The 19,063-nt window shown below is 59.6% G+C and carries 14 protein-coding genes; all 14 read left to right on the forward strand.

The annotated features are described in order from the left end of the window. Positions 1-38: 38 nt before the first annotated feature. Positions 39-2,501, forward strand: a complete 2,463-nt coding sequence (locus FBY02_RS08375; RefSeq protein ID WP_145245762.1) for a PAS domain-containing protein — start codon at positions 39-41, stop codon at positions 2,499-2,501. 115 nt (positions 2,502-2,616) lie between these two features. Then, the gene (locus tag FBY02_RS28330; RefSeq protein ID WP_256662494.1) at positions 2,617-2,763 is read left to right on the forward strand and encodes a hypothetical protein; all 147 of its coding nucleotides are present in this window, start codon (positions 2,617-2,619) and stop codon (positions 2,761-2,763) included. 67 nt (positions 2,764-2,830) lie between these two features. After that, positions 2,831-3,439 carry a hypothetical protein gene (locus FBY02_RS28335; RefSeq protein ID WP_256662493.1) on the forward strand — a complete coding sequence of 203 codons (609 nt, stop codon included), beginning with the start codon at positions 2,831-2,833 and terminating at the stop codon, positions 3,437-3,439. Positions 3,440-3,671: 232 nt separating this feature from the next. Then, positions 3,672-4,250 (forward strand): methyl-accepting chemotaxis protein, encoded by a 579-nt coding sequence (locus tag FBY02_RS28340; protein WP_371921406.1) that lies wholly within the window; start codon positions 3,672-3,674, stop codon positions 4,248-4,250. A 330-nt stretch (positions 4,251-4,580) separates the two neighbouring features. Further along, entirely contained in the window at positions 4,581-6,446 is a 1,866-nt protein-coding gene (locus tag FBY02_RS08385) for a TonB-dependent siderophore receptor (protein ID WP_256662500.1), read from the forward strand. Further along, positions 6,443-6,976: a YfiR family protein gene (locus FBY02_RS08390; protein WP_144925885.1), complete on the forward strand. Its 534-nt coding sequence runs from the start codon at positions 6,443-6,445 to the stop codon at positions 6,974-6,976. The genes FBY02_RS08385 and FBY02_RS08390 overlap by 4 nt, the downstream gene beginning before the upstream one ends. A gap of 3 nt (positions 6,977-6,979) precedes the next feature. Beyond that, entirely contained in the window at positions 6,980-8,245 is a 1,266-nt protein-coding gene (locus tag FBY02_RS08395; protein ID WP_144925888.1) for a sensor domain-containing diguanylate cyclase, read from the forward strand. A gap of 212 nt (positions 8,246-8,457) precedes the next feature. Then, complete coding sequence (locus tag FBY02_RS08400; RefSeq protein WP_178115355.1) at positions 8,458-12,264, forward strand: PAS domain S-box protein; 3,807 nt, start codon at positions 8,458-8,460, stop codon at positions 12,262-12,264. Then, positions 12,261-12,890 carry a response regulator transcription factor gene (locus FBY02_RS08405; protein WP_144925894.1) on the forward strand — a complete coding sequence of 210 codons (630 nt, stop codon included), beginning with the start codon at positions 12,261-12,263 and terminating at the stop codon, positions 12,888-12,890. The genes FBY02_RS08400 and FBY02_RS08405 overlap by 4 nt, the downstream gene beginning before the upstream one ends. A gap of 714 nt (positions 12,891-13,604) precedes the next feature. Continuing rightward, positions 13,605-14,423 (forward strand): methyl-accepting chemotaxis protein, encoded by an 819-nt coding sequence (locus FBY02_RS08410; protein ID WP_371921407.1) that lies wholly within the window; start codon positions 13,605-13,607, stop codon positions 14,421-14,423. A 9-nt stretch (positions 14,424-14,432) separates the two neighbouring features. Then, positions 14,433-14,801, forward strand: coding sequence for a response regulator (locus tag FBY02_RS08415; RefSeq protein WP_144925900.1), 369 nt, complete (start codon positions 14,433-14,435; stop codon positions 14,799-14,801). Between the two features lie 63 nt (positions 14,802-14,864). Then, positions 14,865-15,173: a lipid asymmetry maintenance protein MlaB gene (locus FBY02_RS08420; protein WP_144925903.1), complete on the forward strand. Its 309-nt coding sequence runs from the start codon at positions 14,865-14,867 to the stop codon at positions 15,171-15,173. A 13-nt stretch (positions 15,174-15,186) separates the two neighbouring features. Beyond that, a complete protein-coding gene (locus FBY02_RS08425) occupies positions 15,187-17,358 on the forward strand; it encodes a chemotaxis protein CheA (RefSeq protein WP_144925906.1) in 2,172 nt (723 codons plus the stop codon). 52 nt (positions 17,359-17,410) lie between these two features. After that, on the forward strand, positions 17,411-19,051 hold the full coding sequence (locus FBY02_RS08430) for a methyl-accepting chemotaxis protein (RefSeq protein WP_256662491.1): 1,641 nt from the start codon (positions 17,411-17,413) through the stop codon (positions 19,049-19,051). The last annotated feature ends 12 nt before the right edge of the window (positions 19,052-19,063 follow it).

Raw genomic sequence — 19,063 nt, forward strand, 5'->3', positions numbered from 1 at the left:
TCAATCGCTGCCATCGGAAGATGGCGGCAAAGGAATCGATGATGGCGCAAGAAAATCCCGAGGTTGTCCCCCATAGGCATTCGCTGACGACGCGTGCCCTGCGGCTGGCCACATTGCGCATCGGCCTGGTGTCGCTGGGCGCGGGGGCGATTTCCTACTATGTCAATTCCACCTCGATCGAGAAGGATGTGACCGGGCAATTGCTGCTGTCCACCGAGCAAACCCTGCAACGCGAATCCTTGCCGTTTCGTGAAATCAAGGATCTGCAGCGCAACTTTCTCGAGGAGTTCAAGCAGACCCTGGCCTTTCCCGGCATGCGAGCCAAGTTGATGGAAGACTTCGAGCGGATTTTCCATCGCCACGACGATGGTTCTTATACGCAGCGTCCCGGTTTGTTCGAAGGAGAACCCTTGGCCGATGGACGGCGCTTCGCCAGGATGTCGGCCACCTACGCGCCCGACATCCCGCCCAACGACGATACTCGTGCGCGTTTTGCCTTGTCGTATCTGCTGTCCTACAAATACGGCTCAAGTAGCCACGGCCGGCTATTCAACTTCTATGGTGTGGTACCTGAGAAAGGTTTCCCCATCTATCAGGACGCCGACATCGCTAAGGTATTCACCTACTCGGGTCCGGAAGCCCTGGAACTTGAAACCTATGAGTTCTATGTGCGCGGCTTCGGCACCCCCGGCAACGACACGCTGTTCACGCGGATGTATTGGGACTTCTCCAACAACGCCTGGATGACCACCGTCGCCACGCCTGATGTGGCCGATGCATCTGGCAGGCACCAGATCCTGGCCAGCGTCGATGTGCTACTGGATGAATTGATGACGCGCACCGCCAAACCCGCGATGCAGGGCGCTTACAGCAGCTTGTTCATCGCCGATGATGAGGGCACGCTGATTTACCATCCCGACGCCATGGAACAGATCAAAAGCACTGCGGGCAAGGCGTCCATCCGCTCGCTCGACATGACTCGGAGCTTGCCATTGCTCGATGTCGTATCCACGCTGATGCCGGGTCATGCACAGATCGTCCAGACCCGTGACGATATCGTCGCGATGGGCCGCATTCCCGATACACCCTGGGTGCTCGCGGTCCACTATCCTAGAGCGCTGATGACCCCGGCTGTTGTCGGTAACCTGATGATCGTGGTGGCGCTTGGGTTGCTGACGTTGCTGGTGGAAATCCTCATTCTGCGTTCCATTCTGCAGAAACAGGTGGCCGTTCCGCTGTTCCGGTTGATCGCGGCAATACGACAGTTCGGGGCAGGCAGGGAGCGCCTGTGTCTGGAGCAATTGCCAACCCAGTCCGTCGACGAGGTGGGTGAATTGGCCCGGGCCTTTGGCCGCATGGCCGAGCGGGTTCAGGGCGCCCATGATCATCTTGAGCTCGAAGTGCGGGACCGTACGCGTGAAGCTCGGCATCTGGCGGCCATCGCCGAAGAGCGCGAGCGTGCCGAGAAATTGCTGTTGGAAAGCGAGCAGCGTTACCGGGACATTTTCGACCACTCCCTGGACCCTCTGTTCTTGCTCGAGGTGACCGACGAGGGGCTGCGTTTCATCGAAGTCAACCCGGCCCTTGAGTCGGCCGCAGGCGTGGGGCGGACTGAACTGATCGGCAAGACGATCGAGCAAACCCTGGCGCCGCAAGCACTCGCTACCGCCATGGCAAAATACCAACGCTGCGTGGACAGCGATGCGCCGCTCGACGAAGAGGAGGAGCTCGAGTTGCCTGCCGGCCTGCGCACGTTCCACACCACACTGATACCGGTACGTGACGCGTTTGGACGCGTGCAGAGAGTCGTGGGTATCGCTCGCGACATCACTGAGCGTAAACACGTGGAGCGTGTACTTCACAGCTATCGTGAAAGCACACGGGAAGAAGAGCGCAAACGGATAGCTCGGGAAATTCATGACGAATTGGGACAGCAACTCACGGCGTTACGCATGGGAGTCTCCCTGTTGCGCCTGCAATTCGGCAGTGGCCAGCCACTGCTGATGGAGCGGGTGCAGGTGCTCATGGGACGGATCGACGCAATCATTCAGGTGGTGCGTAACGTCGCCACCAGCCTGCGTCCGGCCGCGCTGGACATGGGGTTGATCCCGGCGCTCGAATGGCTGGTCTCGGAGTTTTCCCACAATGCCGGCATCGCGTGTTCGCTGCGGGCATCTACCGATCGATTGGAACTCGACGATGAGCGGGCCACCGCCATTTTCCGCCTGATCCAGGAGTCGTTGACCAACGTCGCCCGTCATGCTCAGGCGAGTCGTGTGGAGATACATCTGCAGCGCAATGCCGACCACGTCTTCATCGAAGTGCGTGACGACGGCAAGGGCTTCGATCCCAAGCGACTGTCCAAGCGCAGCCTCGGTATGCTTGGCATGCGCGAGCGAGGAAGCATGCTCGGCGGAACGGTCAGCGTGGACAGCGCCCCGGGGCAGGGGGTGCGGGTGCAGGTCGCGATTCCCTTGCGAACGGACCTGGAACTTCTCTGATTGGAGTAGTCCTTGCCCTATCGAAATATCAGCCGTTCCCGATGTTGGCGGGTTCAGTCGCCCCCTATGCTGGTGGAATGTATTGAGAACGCCTCGGGGCGAGTAGGAAATAGTCGTGATCAAGCTGAATGTCGGCGCCAAGTTGGGTTTCGGTTTCGCTTTTATTCTGATGCTGGCAACAACGCTTACTTGGTTGAGCACGTCTCAGGTTGCCTATATCAAAGACACCCTTTCGCAGATCAACGACGTCAACAACATCTAAGGCGCGCTATGCGATCAATTTCCGGGGCAGCGTGCACGACAGGGCGATCGTTCTGCGCGATATCCTGTTGATCGCCAACAAGGCCGAGCTGCCCGCGGAGCTGGAAAAAATCAAAGTCCTGGCGCAGAACTATGCCAGCTCGGCCGAAAAGCTCGACCAGATGTTTGCAAATCGCTCCGATATCACCTCCGACGAGCGCAGTGCGTTGACCCGGATCAAGGCCGTCGAGGCGAGAACCTTGCCGTTGATTGCCCAGGTGATCACGCTTCGAATGAATGACCGTGCGCCAGAAGCCCTTGACCTGTTGATGGCTCAAGCCCGTCCCGCATTCGTGGAATGGTTGTCTCTGATCAACCAGATGATCGACCTTGAGGAAGGCATGAGCAAGCAGGCCGCCAGCCAGGCGTATGCGGTGGCGAGTGACTTCAGTGTGCTGATGTGGGGGCTGACCCTGGTTCTTTTCGTGTTGGGCGGCGGCGTGGCTTGGGTGTTGGCCCGCAGCTTCTTACAGCCGCTGACGCGCGCTTGCCCTGGCCGAATCGGTCGCGGTGGGCAATTTGACGTCGACCCAGATTACCCATGGGACGGACGAGCCGGCGCGTCTGCTCAAGGCCTTGGAAAGCATGCAACAAAGCTTGCGCAAGACGATCCGCAGTATTTACGCCTCCGCCGATGAGCTGACGCATGCCTCCGAAGACATGAAGGTCCTGTCCGAGCAGAGCTCGACGGGCTCGCACCGACAGAACCAGGAACTCGAGCAGGCCGCCAGCGCCGTCACCCAAATGACTTCGGCGGTGGAAGAAGTGGCCCGCAATGCGCTACTGGCTTCTCAGGCGTCGGGCACCGCCAGCAATTCTTCGAGGCAGGGGCGGGACATGGTCGTAGCGACTGTTGGCGCGATTCAGCAAATGACCGAGGAAGTACAAAAGACTTCCACGCAGATCGGTGAGCTGGCGCGCAAAAGCCAGGACATCGGAAAAGTCCTGGAAGTGATTCGCTCGATTGCCGAGCAAACCAATCTGCTGGCGCTTAATGCGGCCATCGAGGCGGCTCGCGCAGGTGACGCCGGGCGCGGTTTTGCAGTGGTTGCCGACGAGGTGCGAGGCTTGGCTCATCGCACCCAACAATCGACACTGGAAATCGAAGAGATGGTGGCTGGGATCCGAACCGATATTCAGGACGCCGTATTGCTGATGAATGGATGCACGCATAAAGCCGACCGCAGTCTGGACGTCGCGCGCGCGGCCGGTGAGGCGTTGGATGAAATCACTCAGGCCGTGGAACTGATATCCGAGGGTAATCGCGTCATTGCCGGCGCGATGCAGCAGCAGGCGGCGGTCGCTCGAGAAGTGGACAGCAACTTGCTGAATATTCGCGATTTTTCGGTCCAGGCGCAGGACGTGGCGGTGAAGACCTTCACCACGACTCGGCAGCTCAACCAACTCGCCGGCAATTTGCGCGAAATGATGAAGAGCTTCGTTATCTAGCGTGGTGTGGTGGTAGGGCAATTCCTACGGTTCCTCGAGGTTCCCCTAGATCAATATAGGCTTGGCCCGATGGTGCTGTCGGTGCAAGCAAGGCAGTCTGCCATCATTCGCGCAGTGATTCATTTACGGGTGGACAATCGCGCGGTTAAAGCATCCGTTTGCTTGGTTTCCGAGGCAAGTACCGTTGATGTCGGCTTGCTCTGAAGTATGCGAAAGCCAAACGAAGTAATTGAGCTTCCAGTCCCAGAGACCTCCATCCAGATCATGTCGCCGTACCTTACTTCTAAGCTTCTGACCCGGCACGCTTTGCAGAGCCTCTGCTTGTCGGGCATGTGGCTGTTGGCGCGGGTGGCGTCGGCCCAGGATTTGACCGTTATTCCCTTCGAGCAACTGCTCGAGACCAAAGTCGTGGGCGCGGCCCAATTCTCGCAGCAGCTTACCGACGCGCCCTCGGCCGTCTCGGTGGTCACGGCCGAAGAAATACATCGCTTCGGCTACAGGACGCTGGGCGAGATCCTGAATAACATGCGCGGCCTCAGCATTGGCTTCGACGGGGCTTACTATTTTCTGGGCGGGCGTGGCTACGGTGCGCCTGGTGAATACGCGGGACGGGTCATGTTGCGCATCGATGGCCAGCCGGTTGCCGACAATATTTTCAACCAGATCTACCTCGGCGAGGATGGGCTACTCGACACCGAGCTGATCGACCGGGTTGAGTACGCACCAGGCCCAGGCTCGGCGCTGTACGGCAACGGTGCCTTCCTCGGTGTGATCAACGTCGTGACGCTCAGGGGGCGTGATCTGGACGGCGGCCAGGTCGCCATGACCGCCGGCTCGAACCAGGATCGCAAGGTCCGAGCCAGTTGGGGTACGCGCCTGGACAGCGGCGGGGAGTGGCTGGTCTCGACCTCGGCGTCCCAAGCCGAACTTCCTGATACGCCGCTCGCCAACGAGGCCCTGCACGATGACCAGGACGGGCAGCGGTTGTTCATCAAGGGTTCTCAGAATGCCTGGAGCATCGAGGGCGCATTCGTCGAACGCAAGCAGCAGGAACTGACGATTCCCCTTGATGCCCATTGGGATTTTTCCGACCGCAATGACTTCTTGAAGCTTGGCCACGATGCCGACTTCGGCAGTTTTCGCTCATCCGTGCGGCTCTCACACGGCCGTTATCTTTACCGCAGCGCCTATCGTGAGCCCATCGATGATGGACGCCATTATATCGAGGACGTTCGCGCGGACGGCCGGTGGTGGGATCTGGAGGGCACGGTCAGTAGCGTGACCCTGTCCGGGCATCGACTGGTGCTGGGCAGTGAATATCGCAACGACTACCGGCAAAACCAGCAATTAGATCGATATTTTCCTCGCCGCGACGAACACGAAACGTATCGCAGTGAGGTGTCGACTCAAACGTTCAGCCTTTACGCCCAGGATGAAATTGCCCTGCGCCATGACTTGAGCCTGAATCTGGGCATACGCATGGACCAGCGCAGTGGCAAGGATTCGGTGGCGCGCAGCAACCCTCGGGTGGCCTTGCTCTATACCGGCCTGACGAACACCAGTCTGTCGTTGTCCCACGGCAGCGCGACCCGCTTCGCGAGTCGGTACGAAGCGACCTCCAATGATCTTCCCGGCGTCCAGTCGGAGCGCGTCACCACCACCGAATTTGTGGCCGATCATCGCCGTGGCGACTTCCGTTTGTTGGGCACCCTCTATCGTTATCGCATTACCGATCCCATCGGTCGTTTCTCGGAGCCTTCGCTGGAGCGGATCGACACCCAAGGTGCCGAACTCGAAGCTCAGTGGCAATGGCGTGAGGTTCAACTGAGGGGCAGTCACACGTTGCAGCGCTCGGAGGACAACCTTGGCCGTGATCGGGTGAATTCACCCCGGCACTTGAGCAAGCTGCAGGTGTCAGTGCCTCTGGCGGAGGAGCGCTTGCGAGCCAGTCTTGCTGCCCGATACGTGGGGCGCAGGCTGGTCGCGCCGGGTGTAAGTGCTAGCGGTTATACGATCACCGACCTGACGTTCACCAGTCGGGATGTCGTGCCTGGGGTGAGTGTCACCGCCGCGGTACGCAATCTCTTCGACCGACGCTACCTCGATGCGTCTTTCTTCGACATCGAGAGCAGCGCCGATTTGCCTGAGCGTGGCGAGCGTAGCCTGTGGTTGAGCGTGGGGTATGCATTCCCATGAAAATCGCCGTCCGCCATGTGCTGGTCCTGGTTGTCCTGTACCTGTCCACCCAGGGGGTGATGGCCGACTCGGTAGTGGAGGAACGTGCCATGAAAGCGGCCTATCTATACAATTTTGCCCTGTTCGCCGAATGGCCATCGTTGCCTGACGTCAATTTTCGATTGTGTGTGCTCGGCATCACGCAATTGGACGATGAACTCGCCCATTTGCAAGGCAAGCGTGTGCAGAACGGCCTGCCCATCGATGTACGCCGGGTTCTGTCTGGTGATTCGCTTATGGGCTGTCAGGTCCTTTATATCGATGAACAGAACCGTCGTGCCCTTGGCTCTCTGCTCGGGCAACTGGCCGCGACGCCGGTGTTGACCATCACCGATGCCACCGGATTCGCCGATCAGGGCGTCATGATCGAGATGCGACGCCAGGGCCAGCGCATTGTGTTCGACGTCAATCTGTTTGCGGCGCGGCAGGCCCATCTGGGCTTCAGCTCTCGGCTGCTCAAGCTCGCCAGCTTCGTTGCGGACAGATCCTGAGCCATGTCCCGTTTACGTTTCGAGGATCTCCCTTTGCGCGATAAGGTCACTCACACGGGGTTCAAGTTGACCGCGGCCGCCATGACGGTGCTGCTGGTGATGTTGCTGGTCTACCAACTGGTCGTTCAGCGCCGCTCCCTGGTGGAGGACATCACGGCTCACGCCATGGTGGTGGGCAGAAACGGCTCGGCGGCGATGATGTTCGCAAACGCCGACGAGGCGTACGAAACGCTGGCCTCTCTCCAGCATGTTCCGGATATCAATTGGGCTGCATTCGTGCTCAACGATGGGCGTCAGTTGGCGATCTATCGGCGCGATCCGGCCGGGGAGGTTGTGAATTACTATGGGGTTGAAGAAATCGGCTTGTATTCCCTTTTGGTGCGTCGGCCGGTAGAGCTCCATGGTCAAGTCATCGGCAATGTCGCGGTGAATGCGAGCTTTACCTCGCTCTATCGGGGGCTGGCGGTGCAGGCTCTGTTCGGTGGGCTGGCGGCCGCGGTGGCGTTGTTTCTGTCTTTCATCCTTTCCCGACGAATGGCGTCCAGCATCGTGCGGCCGTTGCAGAATCTGGTAAAACTGACCGAACGGGTGCGCACTTATCAGGATTTCAGTCTGCGAGCGACGGTATATGGCAGCGATGAAACCGGCCGACTCGCCCGCAGTTTCAATGACATGATGGATCAGCTCGAAAGTCATGACGCACGCATCAGTGCCGAGTTGCAACAGCGCAGACTGGCCCAGCAGCAACTGAACGAGCTGGCCTATCAAGATCCGGTGACGGGGCTGTACAACCGCCATTATTTCAAGGAAAAGCTCGAGACCGCCGTCGCGGAGGTGACGCGCTACGCTACGTCCTGTGCGGTGCTGTTCATCGATCTCGATGACTTCAAGATCGTCAACGATACGCTGGGTCATGAGACCGGCGACAGCCTGTTGATTCTGGTTGCCGAGCGCCTGCGGGAAACGTTGCGCAGCACCGATGTGGTGTGTCGGATCGGTGGCGACGAGTTCGCCGTCATCCTGGAAAATGGGGTCAGTGCCGACCAGGCCGGGCAGGTCGCGTCCAATATCGTTGCCGCGTTGTCCAGCCCGTTCTACGTCGATGGTCGCCGGATCGGCGTCGGCGCCAGCCTGGGTATCAGTCTGTGCCCCGATCATGCCACGGACACCGCCAGTCTTTTGCGCAAGGCGGATATCGCCATGTATCAAGCCAAGGGCAGCGGTAAGAACAACTATCATTTATATGATCACGACTCGGAAAATGCCTGAGTCTGTCGATTGGTCGATCGAATACCGGGCGTTCATCACTTTGGCGTTTAGTCTTATGACACAAAGGCGAACGATCCACCATACTCGGGGCAAGTCCTGATGAGCTTGCGCCGTCACCGACCGAAAATCGATCGTTCTTTGTCCATAAGCAACTTTAGAGCGAAGTGCCGATGAAGCTCTCTATGGAAACGGATATTTCTCCCCCACGGAGGGTGCAAGCCCAACTCTTCGATGCCATCTTCGACCTGGTTTCAGCGGCGCTGGTGCTATTGGATGGCCAGGGCCGGGTATTGAAAGCCAACGGCGTTTTTGCCGAGCTGTTGGGCTACGCGCCGGCGCAATTGCTCGCCGTCGAATTCCAGGCGTTGCTCCAGGACCCGGGCGGCCAGTTCCCGCGCGCCGTGGATGGTCGAATCTTGCCGGCTCACTTCGCCAGCGGACCGGTTGAACTGCGCTATCGGCGCCAGGACGGCAGCGTGCTGCTGGGGCGCACGAAGTCGAGTGCAGTCGACGAATGGCTCCTTTGTGAGATTGACCCATGTGTGGCGGCTCGAAGCCTGGGCAGATGCCTGGAGCAGGACCAATGGCTGCAGCGGATCGTGGAAACGGCGCCGGGCATCATCGGCACTTTTCGACTGGGGTGCGATGGCAAGGTATCCATGCCTTGGGCATCGTCGGGTTACGAAGAATATTACGGGGTAACCACGGACGAGCTCAAACGCGACGTCAATATCCTGTTTGAACGTATTCATACCGAGGATCTCGCTCGCGTCCAGGCGACGATCGCTGCATCGGCACGCATGTTGAGTCTCTGGCAGTGCGAATACCGGGTTCGCCATCCGATAAAGGGTGAGATCTGGCTCGAGGGGCGTTCTACACCAACGCTGGAGGCGGATGGCTCGATTATCTGGTTCGGTTTCCTGCACGATATCAGTGAGCGAAAACGCATCGAGCAGGCGTTGATGGAGAGCGAAGAACGTTTTCGCCTGGCCTTCGAGTCTGTTGCCATCGGAATGGCCTTGCTGGGGCTCGACGGGCGCTGGTTGCGCGTCAATCGCTATCTCTGCCAATTGCTCGGTCGCGAGGAAGACTACCTGCTCCAAACCAGCAGCCAGGCGTTGGCTCATCCGGATGATTTTTCCGAGGAGCAGGACTGGGGTCGGCTCCTCGCCAGAGAGGGTGTTTCCTACCTGCGAATGGACAAGCGATATCGGCACCGCAACGGCGAGTATGTGAGGGTGCAACTGACCGTCAGTGCGATACGTAGCGGCGACGCCACGCCCTCGTATTTCGTCGTCCAGATCGAAGACCTCAGCCGTCTTCTCAAAGCAGAAGAGCACCTGTCCTTGCTGGACCTTGCCCTCAGCCATGTACACGAGGCCGCCTACCTGATCGACCGGCAGGCCCGGTTTCGCTATGTCAACGACGAAGCTTGTCGAAGCCTGGGATACAGCCGCACGGAACTGCTCGGCATGACGGTCGCCGAAATAGATCCGGATTGGACGAATGAGCAGATATTGGAAGATTGGAGCTACGCTGCGCGGGGCACCCCTGAAATCATTGAAAGTCGTCATCGGGCCAGGGATGGGCGCATTTTTCCTGTCGAACTGAGCGTCACCTATCTTGAGCTGGACGGCCAGAGCTACAGCTTGGAACTGGCCCGTGACATCACCGAGCGCAGGCGCCTGCACTCGGCGCGGCAGGAAAGCGAGAAGCGCTATCGGGAAGTCTTCGACAACAGCTCCGACTGCCTCTATCTGCTGGAAATCACCGAAGATCGGCAGTTTCGCTACATAGAGGTCAATGCAGCCTTTGAACGTGTGTCGGGGCTCGACCGCCGACAATTGATCGGTCGCTGCCTGGGGGAGGTCGTGCCGCAGTCGGGGCAAAAGGTCATGGAAGGTTTGATGAACTGCCTGGCCCGTGGCGAAATCATCGAGTGGAGCATCGAAATCGATCTTCCGGCCGGGTCGGTGTCCCTCCATTCGACGTTCATTCCCGTGCGCGACGAGCAGGGACATATCTATCGCATCGTCGGGATCAGTCGCGATATCGGCGAACGCAAGCGCATGGAGACCCGCCTGCTGACCAGCGAGCAGCAATTCCGTGCGCTGGCGGAGAACTCGTTGAACCTGATCATCCGATACGACCTCGATTGTCGGCGCACTTACGTCAATCCTGCTTTCGAGCGGTATACGGGGATACCGGCTGCCCGAGCCCTGAAGATGCCGGTCGAGGATGGCTGGACCGCCAACATGGCGGTGACGGACTACCTGGCGCTGCTGCGTCAGGTGATACGTACCGGCGAGCCGCTGGAAACCGTCCTGGAATGGCCGAACGCTGCAAGCGGAGAAATGGTTGTGCACGCTTTCCAGATTAACGCCGAACGAGGCGCGGACGGATCGGTGACCAGTGTCCTGGCCAAGGGGTACGACATTACCGCACTCAAGTGTCACGAACGTCTGGAGGAGGCGCGGCTGGGCATTTTCGAACGGTTGGTGCGGGGTGCTCCGCTGGCTGAGGTCCTATCGCGGGTGACGGCTTATATCGAGCAGGCCCGGCCGGAGTTCCTCGCCTGTATCAGGTTGGTGAGCGATGATACACGCTACTTGCGAGTCATTGCCGCGCCAAGCGTGCCGGGCGATTATCTACAGGCGGTAGGGGATATTGACCTCTCGGAGAAGGACGGCACTGCCGGCTGGCGCAACACTACGATTATCGTCGAAGACCTGAGTGAGTATCGTTGCTGCGCGGCCATCAGAGAGTTAGCTGTCAAGACCGGATTGCGGGCCTGTTGGTCGGAGCCGATCAAAGGCTCTTCCGGAAAGGTCTTGGGTCTGTTCAGCATCTTTTTACGCCGCCCGGGCCGACCAACCGACAGCGACCTCAAACTGATTTATCAGGCCAGCCATCTAGCTGCCATCGCCATCGAGCGCAACTACGCCGAGACGCTGCTGCGCGAAAGCGAAAAGCGCTACCGGGACATTTTCGATAACACCCCCGACGTCATTGCCCGGTTCGATTCGAAGTGCCGCTTCATGTATGTCAACCCGGCGATGGAAGGCATGCTCGATCTGTCGCAGGAGGCTCTGCTCGGCAGAACATTCAGACAGGTATCGCCCCGTTCGGGTCTGGCCCGATCCTTTCAGAGCAGGGTCGAGCAGGTCCTGCGCAGCGGTCAAGCCGGCGAAGCGGAGCTGACGCTGGATATGCCGGCAGGACAGGACTCAGAGCCGGTCTGTTATCAAGTCCGTCTGGTGCCGGAGCGCGATCAGAGCGGAGCACTTGTCGGTATTCTCACCGTCGGTCGTAACGTCAGTGCCTGGCGCGCGGCGGAACGACGGCTCAAGGAATCCCACGCGCAATTGCGTCTGCTGTCCAGTCGTCGCGAAACCACGCGCGAGGAAGAGCGCAAGCACATCGCTCGGGAGATCCATGACGAGTTGGGGCAGCAGTTGTCAGCGTTACGAATGGGCATCTCGTTGCTGCGCCTGCAATTCGGCAATGATCAGCCGCTGTTGTTGGAGCGTGTTCAGGCGTTGATGCTGCGGGTTGATGACATACTTCAGGTCGTGCGCGACGTTGCCACCAGCCTGCGCCCCTCGGCGCTCAACATGGGCCTGACCTCCGCTCTGGAATGGCTGGTGTCCGAGTTCATCCACACTACCGGTATCGACTGTCGGCTCAGGGCGCCCTCGACTCGACTGGTGCTCGATGACGAGCGTGCTACTGCGATCTTCCGGGTGATCCAGGAGTCGCTGACCAATGTCGGTCGCCATTCCCACGCCAGCCGAGTGAATATTCACCTGGAACACGATGCCGAGCACTTGCAGATCGTGGTGTGTGACGACGGCCGGGGCTTCGATCCCCAGCAATTGCCAAAGGGCACGTTGGGCTTGCTCGGCATGCGCGAGCGCGGGCACATGGTCGGTGGAACGGTAATCATAGACAGTGCACCTGGACAGGGGACCCGTGTCCGAGTGTACATTCCCTTTCAGCCGGGCCCGGAACTCCTATGATACGACTGATGATTACCGACGATCATGCCATCATGCGTGAAGGCTTGAAGCAGCTGTTTGCCCTGGCACCCGATGTGCGGGTTGTCGCCGAAGCGGAAAACGGTGCGATGCTGCTCGAGCAACTACGAGTGACTGAAATCGACCTGCTGTTGCTCGACATGAGCATGCCGGGCATCTGCGGGGACGATCTGGTGGCACGCATTCGCTTTCACTATCCGAAGTTGCCGATCCTTGTGCTGAGCATGCACAACGAAGTCCAGATTGCCCAGCGTGCGTTCAGGTCGGGGGCTTCAGGCTATCTGACCAAGGACCGTGACCCCGAAACCCTCCTCGCGGCGATTCGCCGGGTGGCGGCCGGAGGGCGGTACATCGATGCCGGGCTGGCCGAGCAAATGGCGTTTGCGGCCAGCGGGTTAGGCCCGCTTAGCCAGCACGATGGGCTTACCGATCGGGAACTGCAGGTCATGCGCCAACTTGCCCAGGGGTTGAGCGTCTCGCGGATCGCGGCGGAACTGGCGATCAGTCATAAGACCGTCAGCACCCACAAGGCGCGGCTGATGGAAAAGATGGGGTTCACCAGCACGGCCGATATCGTCCGCTATGCCATCAAGCATGGGGTGCTCTGAGTCATCAGAGTGTTGCCTCTGTCTCATTCGGAAAACCACCGCTGAAAGCCTTCCGGGCATCCATTGTCCACCTGATCGGGACGCTCGATGCCGGGCGCCTCGGGCATCCCTATTACGCCTTCCTTACCGCCATCCCAGGAACGTGGAGTGAAGTAGGGCGAGTCCTACTGAATTCGCCGAGTCGCCTACGGTAAAACCAGCTTGGTCTGATGGTTGGGTCATACCCTGGTTCTGCATGATGGGTGGGTGGCATTTTGCTGCCAGATTTTTTGACGCAAGACTGTTGGCGTTCGCCTCTGCTATCAGTTCCGGCCGTCGGATGGAGAGTCCACATTGAGCGTAACAATCAACACCCAGGTTCCCGACTCGTCGGGGGCGCCAGTCGCATTTCTTGCACTGGCGATCCTGGGAGCCACCGCTGTACTGGCGGGCGGGGTAGTGGATATGCAGGCCGTAGGGCTTGCCGTTCTACTTTTGGTGCTGGGCGTGGCTGCGGCCTGTTATTACCACTCGCGTAACCGTGCGCTACGTGTCGCTGTCGATTCAATCGATTATGAGTCACAAGTGCTGCAAGCCCCTGTGCCGACATGTCGCTGTGGCCTGGAACCGGTATGCCAGGGGGTGCTGCCGATATGGGCGGGCCAGATCGAAATTGCCCGCAGCCACACCGAAGAGGCTATCACCACGTTGGCGGCGCGTTTTGCCGAGATATCCATGCGTGTCGAGCGGGTTGTTTCGGGCGCGCAGGATGGAGCAGCGGCGGAAGGGGGGCTGGTCGAGCTGTTCGGTACCAGTCAACGGGAGCTCGATGCGATCATCGCTTCGCTGCGCGCCGCATTGACCACCAAGGAAACGCTCTTGCATCAAGTGATGGCACTCTCCAGCCTCACCGAGCAATTGCAAGCAATGGCCCAGGATGTCGGCAATATCGCCAGGCAGACCAACCTGGTCGCGCTCAATGCCGCCATCGAGGCTGCCCGTGCCGGTGAGGTTGGTCGGGGTTTTGCCGTGGTGGCGGATGAAATTCGTAAACTCTCGAGTCTGTCCGGTGAAACCGGCAAGCGTATCGGCGACACGGTAAACACGGTGAGTGCGGCCATCGCCAGTACCCTGGAAATCTCTCGTCAATATGCCGAGCAGGACGAAGCCACCGTAAACCGATCCGGCCAAGTCATCGAGCAAGTCATTGACAGTTTTCGCAGCGCCACCACCACGCTTTTCAACTCCTCCCATGAGTTGCGCAGGGAAAGCCAGTTCGTCGGCCAGGAAATAGCCCAGGTACTGGTCGGCCTGCAGTTCCAGGATCGCGTCAACCAGGTGCTGAGTCTGGTCCGTAACGACTTGGAAAAGCTCCACGAGAACCTGGCCCAGGGGCAGCGGGACAGCGCCGCAGGCCAGCTTCCAACACCGATTGACGCCCAGGCCTGGCTGGAACAATTGGCTCGTACTTACACCATGCCCGAGCTGCATGACGTGCACCGGGGCAATGCCAACAGTACGTCGGGCAACGAATCCGAAATCACCTTTTTCTAGGAGCCCTCAATGGCCAAGACCATCATGATCGTCGACGACTCGGCGTCCCTGCGCCAGGTTGTCAGCATCGCCTTGAAAGGCGCCGGTTACGAGACCGTTGAAGCCTGCGATGGCAAAGACGCCCTGAGCAAACTCGACGGTCGCAAGCTGCACCTGATCATCAGTGACGTGAACATGCCGAACATGGATGGCCTTTCCTTCGTCCGGGCGGCCAAGCAGTTACCGGCCTACAAATTTACCCCGGTGATCATGCTCACCACCGAGGTGAGCGATGCCAGGAAGCAGGAAGGCCAGGCGGCCGGGGCCAGGGCGTGGGTGGTCAAACCCTTCCAGCCGGCACAGATGCTCACGGCGGTGTCCAAACTCGTTCTGCCCTGATATTTCGCAATCCTATCCATGTCGCACGCAATAGGCCGGCATCGGTTGAAGAGAATCCAAACCATGTATCCCAACGCTCATCAGCGCCTCTGCATCGAGGGCGAGCTGAACATCTACACCGCGGCTGAATGGAAAACACGTCTTGACGATCTGATCGCCCAGGATGAAGACCTCGAACTGGACTTGGGCGGGGTACAGGAACTGGATACCGCCGGGTTGCAACTGCTGATCATGGCGAAGAAGGAGACGAACCTGCGCAACCGGCAACTGCGATTGGCCAATCACAGCCCAGCGGTGTTGGAGGTGTTCGCGCTGTGCGATCTAGCCGTCCTGTTCGGCGACCCTGTTCCGTTGCAATCCAACCGGTGGTGAAAAGGCAATGCTCATGAACCTGGACGACGCACAGCAGACCTTCATCGTCGAAAGCCTGGAACTTCTGCAAGATATGGAAGAAGCCTTGTTGCGGATCGAGTCGGCAGCGGACGACCCCGACACGATCAACGCGATCTTTCGCGCCGCCCATACCATCAAAGGCTCGGCAGGTCTGTTTGGTCTGGATGACATCGTTTCCTTCACCCACGTCGCAGAGAGTGTGCTGGACCGTGTGCGTGACCGGCAGTTGCAATTCAACGCGCAGTTGACCGCGCTGTTCTTGCAGGCCTGCGATCACGTCGGTGTATTGGTGAGGCTGGTGGCGGACGGCAACGAGTCCGCGCCGCAGACCGTTCGTGACAACGGCGCCAACCTGCTCAGCGTGCTGCGTGGATTTCTGGGCGACGAATCTGAATCGACGCCAGGTCTCGGCACCCAGCCGGGCGGTACGTCGACGGTCGAGCATGAACCCGGCATCGAAAGCGGCGGTGAATCCAGGACTGCCGACCATTGGCACATTTCCTTGCGTTTTGGTCTTGACCTGCTGCGCAACGGCATGGACCCCCTGGCGTTCATCCGTTACCTGGCCACGTTGGGACGAATCTGCAACATTGTCACCCTCGGCGATCATCTGCCCTGCGCGGCGCAAATGGATCCGGAGAGTTGCTACCTGGGCTTCGAGATCGGCTTTCACGGCGATGTCGATCAAGCCACCCTTGAGAATGTCTTCGAGTTCATTCGCGACGACAGTCAGGTGCATATTCTGTCGCCGCACTGCAAGACCGATGAATACCGTCAGATGGTTCGGGAACTGCCGGAGGAGCGCCAGCGCCTGGCTGAAATTATTTTCATCCGTTGTTGCGAGCTCACTGCCGCTACGGGCGCAGGGCCACTCGAACAGCCGCCACTGCCGCCTGCGGCGTTGGTGATTGATCCGGCGCCGGTCGAGCATCCGATTCCCGCTGCGATACCCGACGATCCTGTATCGAACTCACCACAGGTCCAAGACAGCCGCAGAAGCGAGAACAGTCTGATCCGCGTCGATGCCGGCAAGCTCGATCAATTGATCAATCTGATCGGCGAACTGATCATCGCCGGCGCGGGCGCCAATCTCGCTGCCAGGAACACCGGTGCCAGTGAGCTGATGGAAGCCACGGCGGTCCTGGCGCGTCTGGTGGAAGAAGTGCGCGATTCAGCACTGACCCTGCGCATGGTGCAGATCGGCTCCACCTTCAATCGTTTCCAACGGGTGGTCCGCGATGTGTCCAGGGAGATGGGCAAGGATATTCGCCTGGAGATCAGCGGTGGCGAGACCGAGCTGGACAAGACCCTGGTGGAGCGCATCGGTGATCCGCTGACCCATCTGGTGCGCAATGCCATGGACCATGGCATCGAACCCGCCGAGGTGCGCCTGGCCCACGGCAAGCCGGCCCACGGCACGTTGCGCCTCAACGCCTATCACGATGCCGGGAGCATCGTCATTGAGGTCGCCGACGACGGCGGTGGCTTGCACAAGGAAAAGATCCTGCGCAAGGCCATCGAGCGCGGGCTGGTCGGCGAAGGACAACATCTGGCGGAAAACGACATCTTCAACCTGATCTTCGAGCCGGGTTTTTCCACCGCCGAGCAGATCAGCAACCTCTCCGGGCGCGGCGTCGGCATGGACGTGGTCAAGCGCAACATCACCGCGTTGCGCGGCAGCCTGGAGCTGGACAGCATCGAAGGGCAGGGCACCCAGCTGCGCATTCGCCTGCCGCTGACCCTGGCGATCATCGACGGTTTCATGGTCGGTGTCGGCAACGCCAGCTATGTGATCCCACAGGACATGGTGGTGGAGTGCATCGAGCTGCCGGCCAATGACGGGCTCGACTATCTCAACCTGCGCGGCGAAGTACTGCCCTTCATCCGCCTGCGCGAGCTGTTCGATGTCGAAGGCAAGCCCCCGCGCAGGGAAAACGTGGTGGTGGTGCAATTCGCCGGGCAGCGTGCCGGCTTTGTGGTGGATCGACTATTGGGCGAGTTCCAGACGGTGATCAAGCCGCTGGGCAAGCTCTTTGGCCAGTTGGGTGGCTTGGGTGGTTTCACCATCCTGGGCAATGGCGAGGTGGCGCTGATCCTGGATGTTGCTGGGTTGATCAAGCGAATCGCGGGAACGAAGCAACGAACACTGGCCTCGCAGAGATGATCGCGATCCATTCTGCATGCCCAGATTCATCTCAACTATAAAGCAGAGAAATATGATGGTGAGCGTTTTTTCCAACATGCGAGTCGCCACCAAGCTTGGTTCCGGCTACGCCGTCATGCTTGCGATGATGCTGGCGTTGGCCCTTACCGGCATGAGTGGTCTGTTCAACGTCCATCTGATCGTGGACGACATCACCGATAACGCTTACCCGAAGGTCCAGGTCAGCAACGACATCAACAATGGGGTGAGCGATACGAGCGCTACGTTGCGCGATTTGATTCTCAAATCTGACGAGCAGCAACTCAAACAGCTTCGCGACCGCTACCAGGCGATCCGCCAGGCCCAGGAAAATAAACTGGATATCCTGGAGAAACTGCTGGACAACGTGCAGGAGCGGGACCTGTTCAAAAGTATCCAGAATGCTCGAGGGACCTATGTCCGGTTCGTGGACCAGCTCGTCGAGCTGGCATCGGTGAGCCTGGACGACCAGGCGATCGACCTGCTTTATGGTGACCTGGCTCAGGCGAAAACCCTGTACACCAAGTTGCTCAACGACATGATCGAGTTGCAGGAAGCATCCTTTTCCGACAACGACAAACTGGAACAAGCCGAATACGATCAGACCCGCCTGTTGTCCTTCTCGCTGCTGGGTGCCGCGCTGCTCATTGGTATTCTCCTGGCTATTTGGATTACCCGTAGCCTGACTCGTCAACTGGGCGGTGAACCTCAACTGGCTGCTGAGATTGCCCAGCGTATCGCCGGCGGCGATCTCAACGTGACGATCCCCCTGCGCCGTAACGATTCCGGCAGCATGCTCGCCGCCATGAAAGGCATGGTCGAGAAACTTTCGCAGATCATCGGTGAAGTACGTGGCGCCGCGAATGCGTTAAGTAGTGCGTCCGAGCAAGTCTCCGCCACCGCCCAATCGATGAGCCATGCCTCCAGCGAGCAAGCCGCCAGCGTCGAGGAGACGTCGGCCTCGGTCGAGCAGAACACCGAGAACGCACGGATGACCGACGGCATGGCCGGCAACGCCTCTCGGCAGGCCCGCGAAGGGGGCGAGGCGGTCAAGGACACGGTCATTGCGATGAAGAGCATCGCCGAGAAAATCGGCATCATCGATGACATTGCTTACCAGACCAATCTGCTCGCGCTCAACGCTGCCATCGAAGCGGCCCGCGCCGGCGAGCACGGCAAGGGTTTTGCCGTGGTCGCCGCCGAGGTGCGCAAGTTGGCCGAGCGCAGCCAGGTCGCCGCCCAGGAAATCGGCGAGGTCGCCAAGGGCTCCGTCGCCCTGGCCGAGCGCGCCGGCAGCCTGCTCGGTGAGATCGTGCCGGGCATCGCCAAGACCAGTGACCTGGTGCAGGAAATCTCCGCCGCGTCCCAAGAGCAGTCCTCGGGCGTCAGCCAGATCAATACGGCGATGAATCAGCTCAATCAGATCACCCAACAAAATGCCTCTGCCTCAGAGGAGTTGGCCGCCACCGCCGAAGAAATGAGCGGTCAGGCCGAGCAATTGCAGCAGCTCATGGGGTTCTTCAGCCTTGAGGAAAAAAGGGGCGAGGAGCGAGCCGTCCTGTCTTTCACTCGTTCGGCCAAACCGCGCAAGGATGTGTTCCCACTGGCGCTCCACGGGCGGCCTGGTCGTCATGGCCAGGCTGTGCCGGCCGGTTTCATACGTTTCGAGGAATGATGGCATGGGCCA

Source organism: Pseudomonas sp. SJZ078, assembly GCF_007828255.1.
GTDB lineage: Bacteria > Pseudomonadota > Gammaproteobacteria > Pseudomonadales > Pseudomonadaceae > Aquipseudomonas.

Coding starts and splice junctions, on each gene's coding strand:
- FBY02_RS08410 (WP_371921407.1), top strand. CDS start 13,605: ATGCGTGTCGAGCGGGTTGTTTCGGGCGCGCAGGATGGAGCAGCGGCG.
- FBY02_RS08425 (WP_144925906.1), top strand. CDS start 15,187: ATGAACCTGGACGACGCACAGCAGACCTTCATCGTCGAAAGCCTGGAA.
- FBY02_RS08375 (WP_145245762.1), top strand. CDS start 39: ATGATGGCGCAAGAAAATCCCGAGGTTGTCCCCCATAGGCATTCGCTG.
- FBY02_RS08385 (WP_256662500.1), top strand. CDS start 4,581: ATGTGGCTGTTGGCGCGGGTGGCGTCGGCCCAGGATTTGACCGTTATT.
- FBY02_RS08395 (WP_144925888.1), top strand. CDS start 6,980: ATGTCCCGTTTACGTTTCGAGGATCTCCCTTTGCGCGATAAGGTCACT.
- FBY02_RS28340 (WP_371921406.1), top strand. CDS start 3,672: ATGACCGAGGAAGTACAAAAGACTTCCACGCAGATCGGTGAGCTGGCG.
- FBY02_RS08390 (WP_144925885.1), top strand. CDS start 6,443: ATGAAAATCGCCGTCCGCCATGTGCTGGTCCTGGTTGTCCTGTACCTG.
- FBY02_RS08420 (WP_144925903.1), top strand. CDS start 14,865: ATGTATCCCAACGCTCATCAGCGCCTCTGCATCGAGGGCGAGCTGAAC.
- FBY02_RS08415 (WP_144925900.1), top strand. CDS start 14,433: ATGGCCAAGACCATCATGATCGTCGACGACTCGGCGTCCCTGCGCCAG.
- FBY02_RS08430 (WP_256662491.1), top strand. CDS start 17,411: ATGATGGTGAGCGTTTTTTCCAACATGCGAGTCGCCACCAAGCTTGGT.
- FBY02_RS08405 (WP_144925894.1), top strand. CDS start 12,261: ATGATACGACTGATGATTACCGACGATCATGCCATCATGCGTGAAGGC.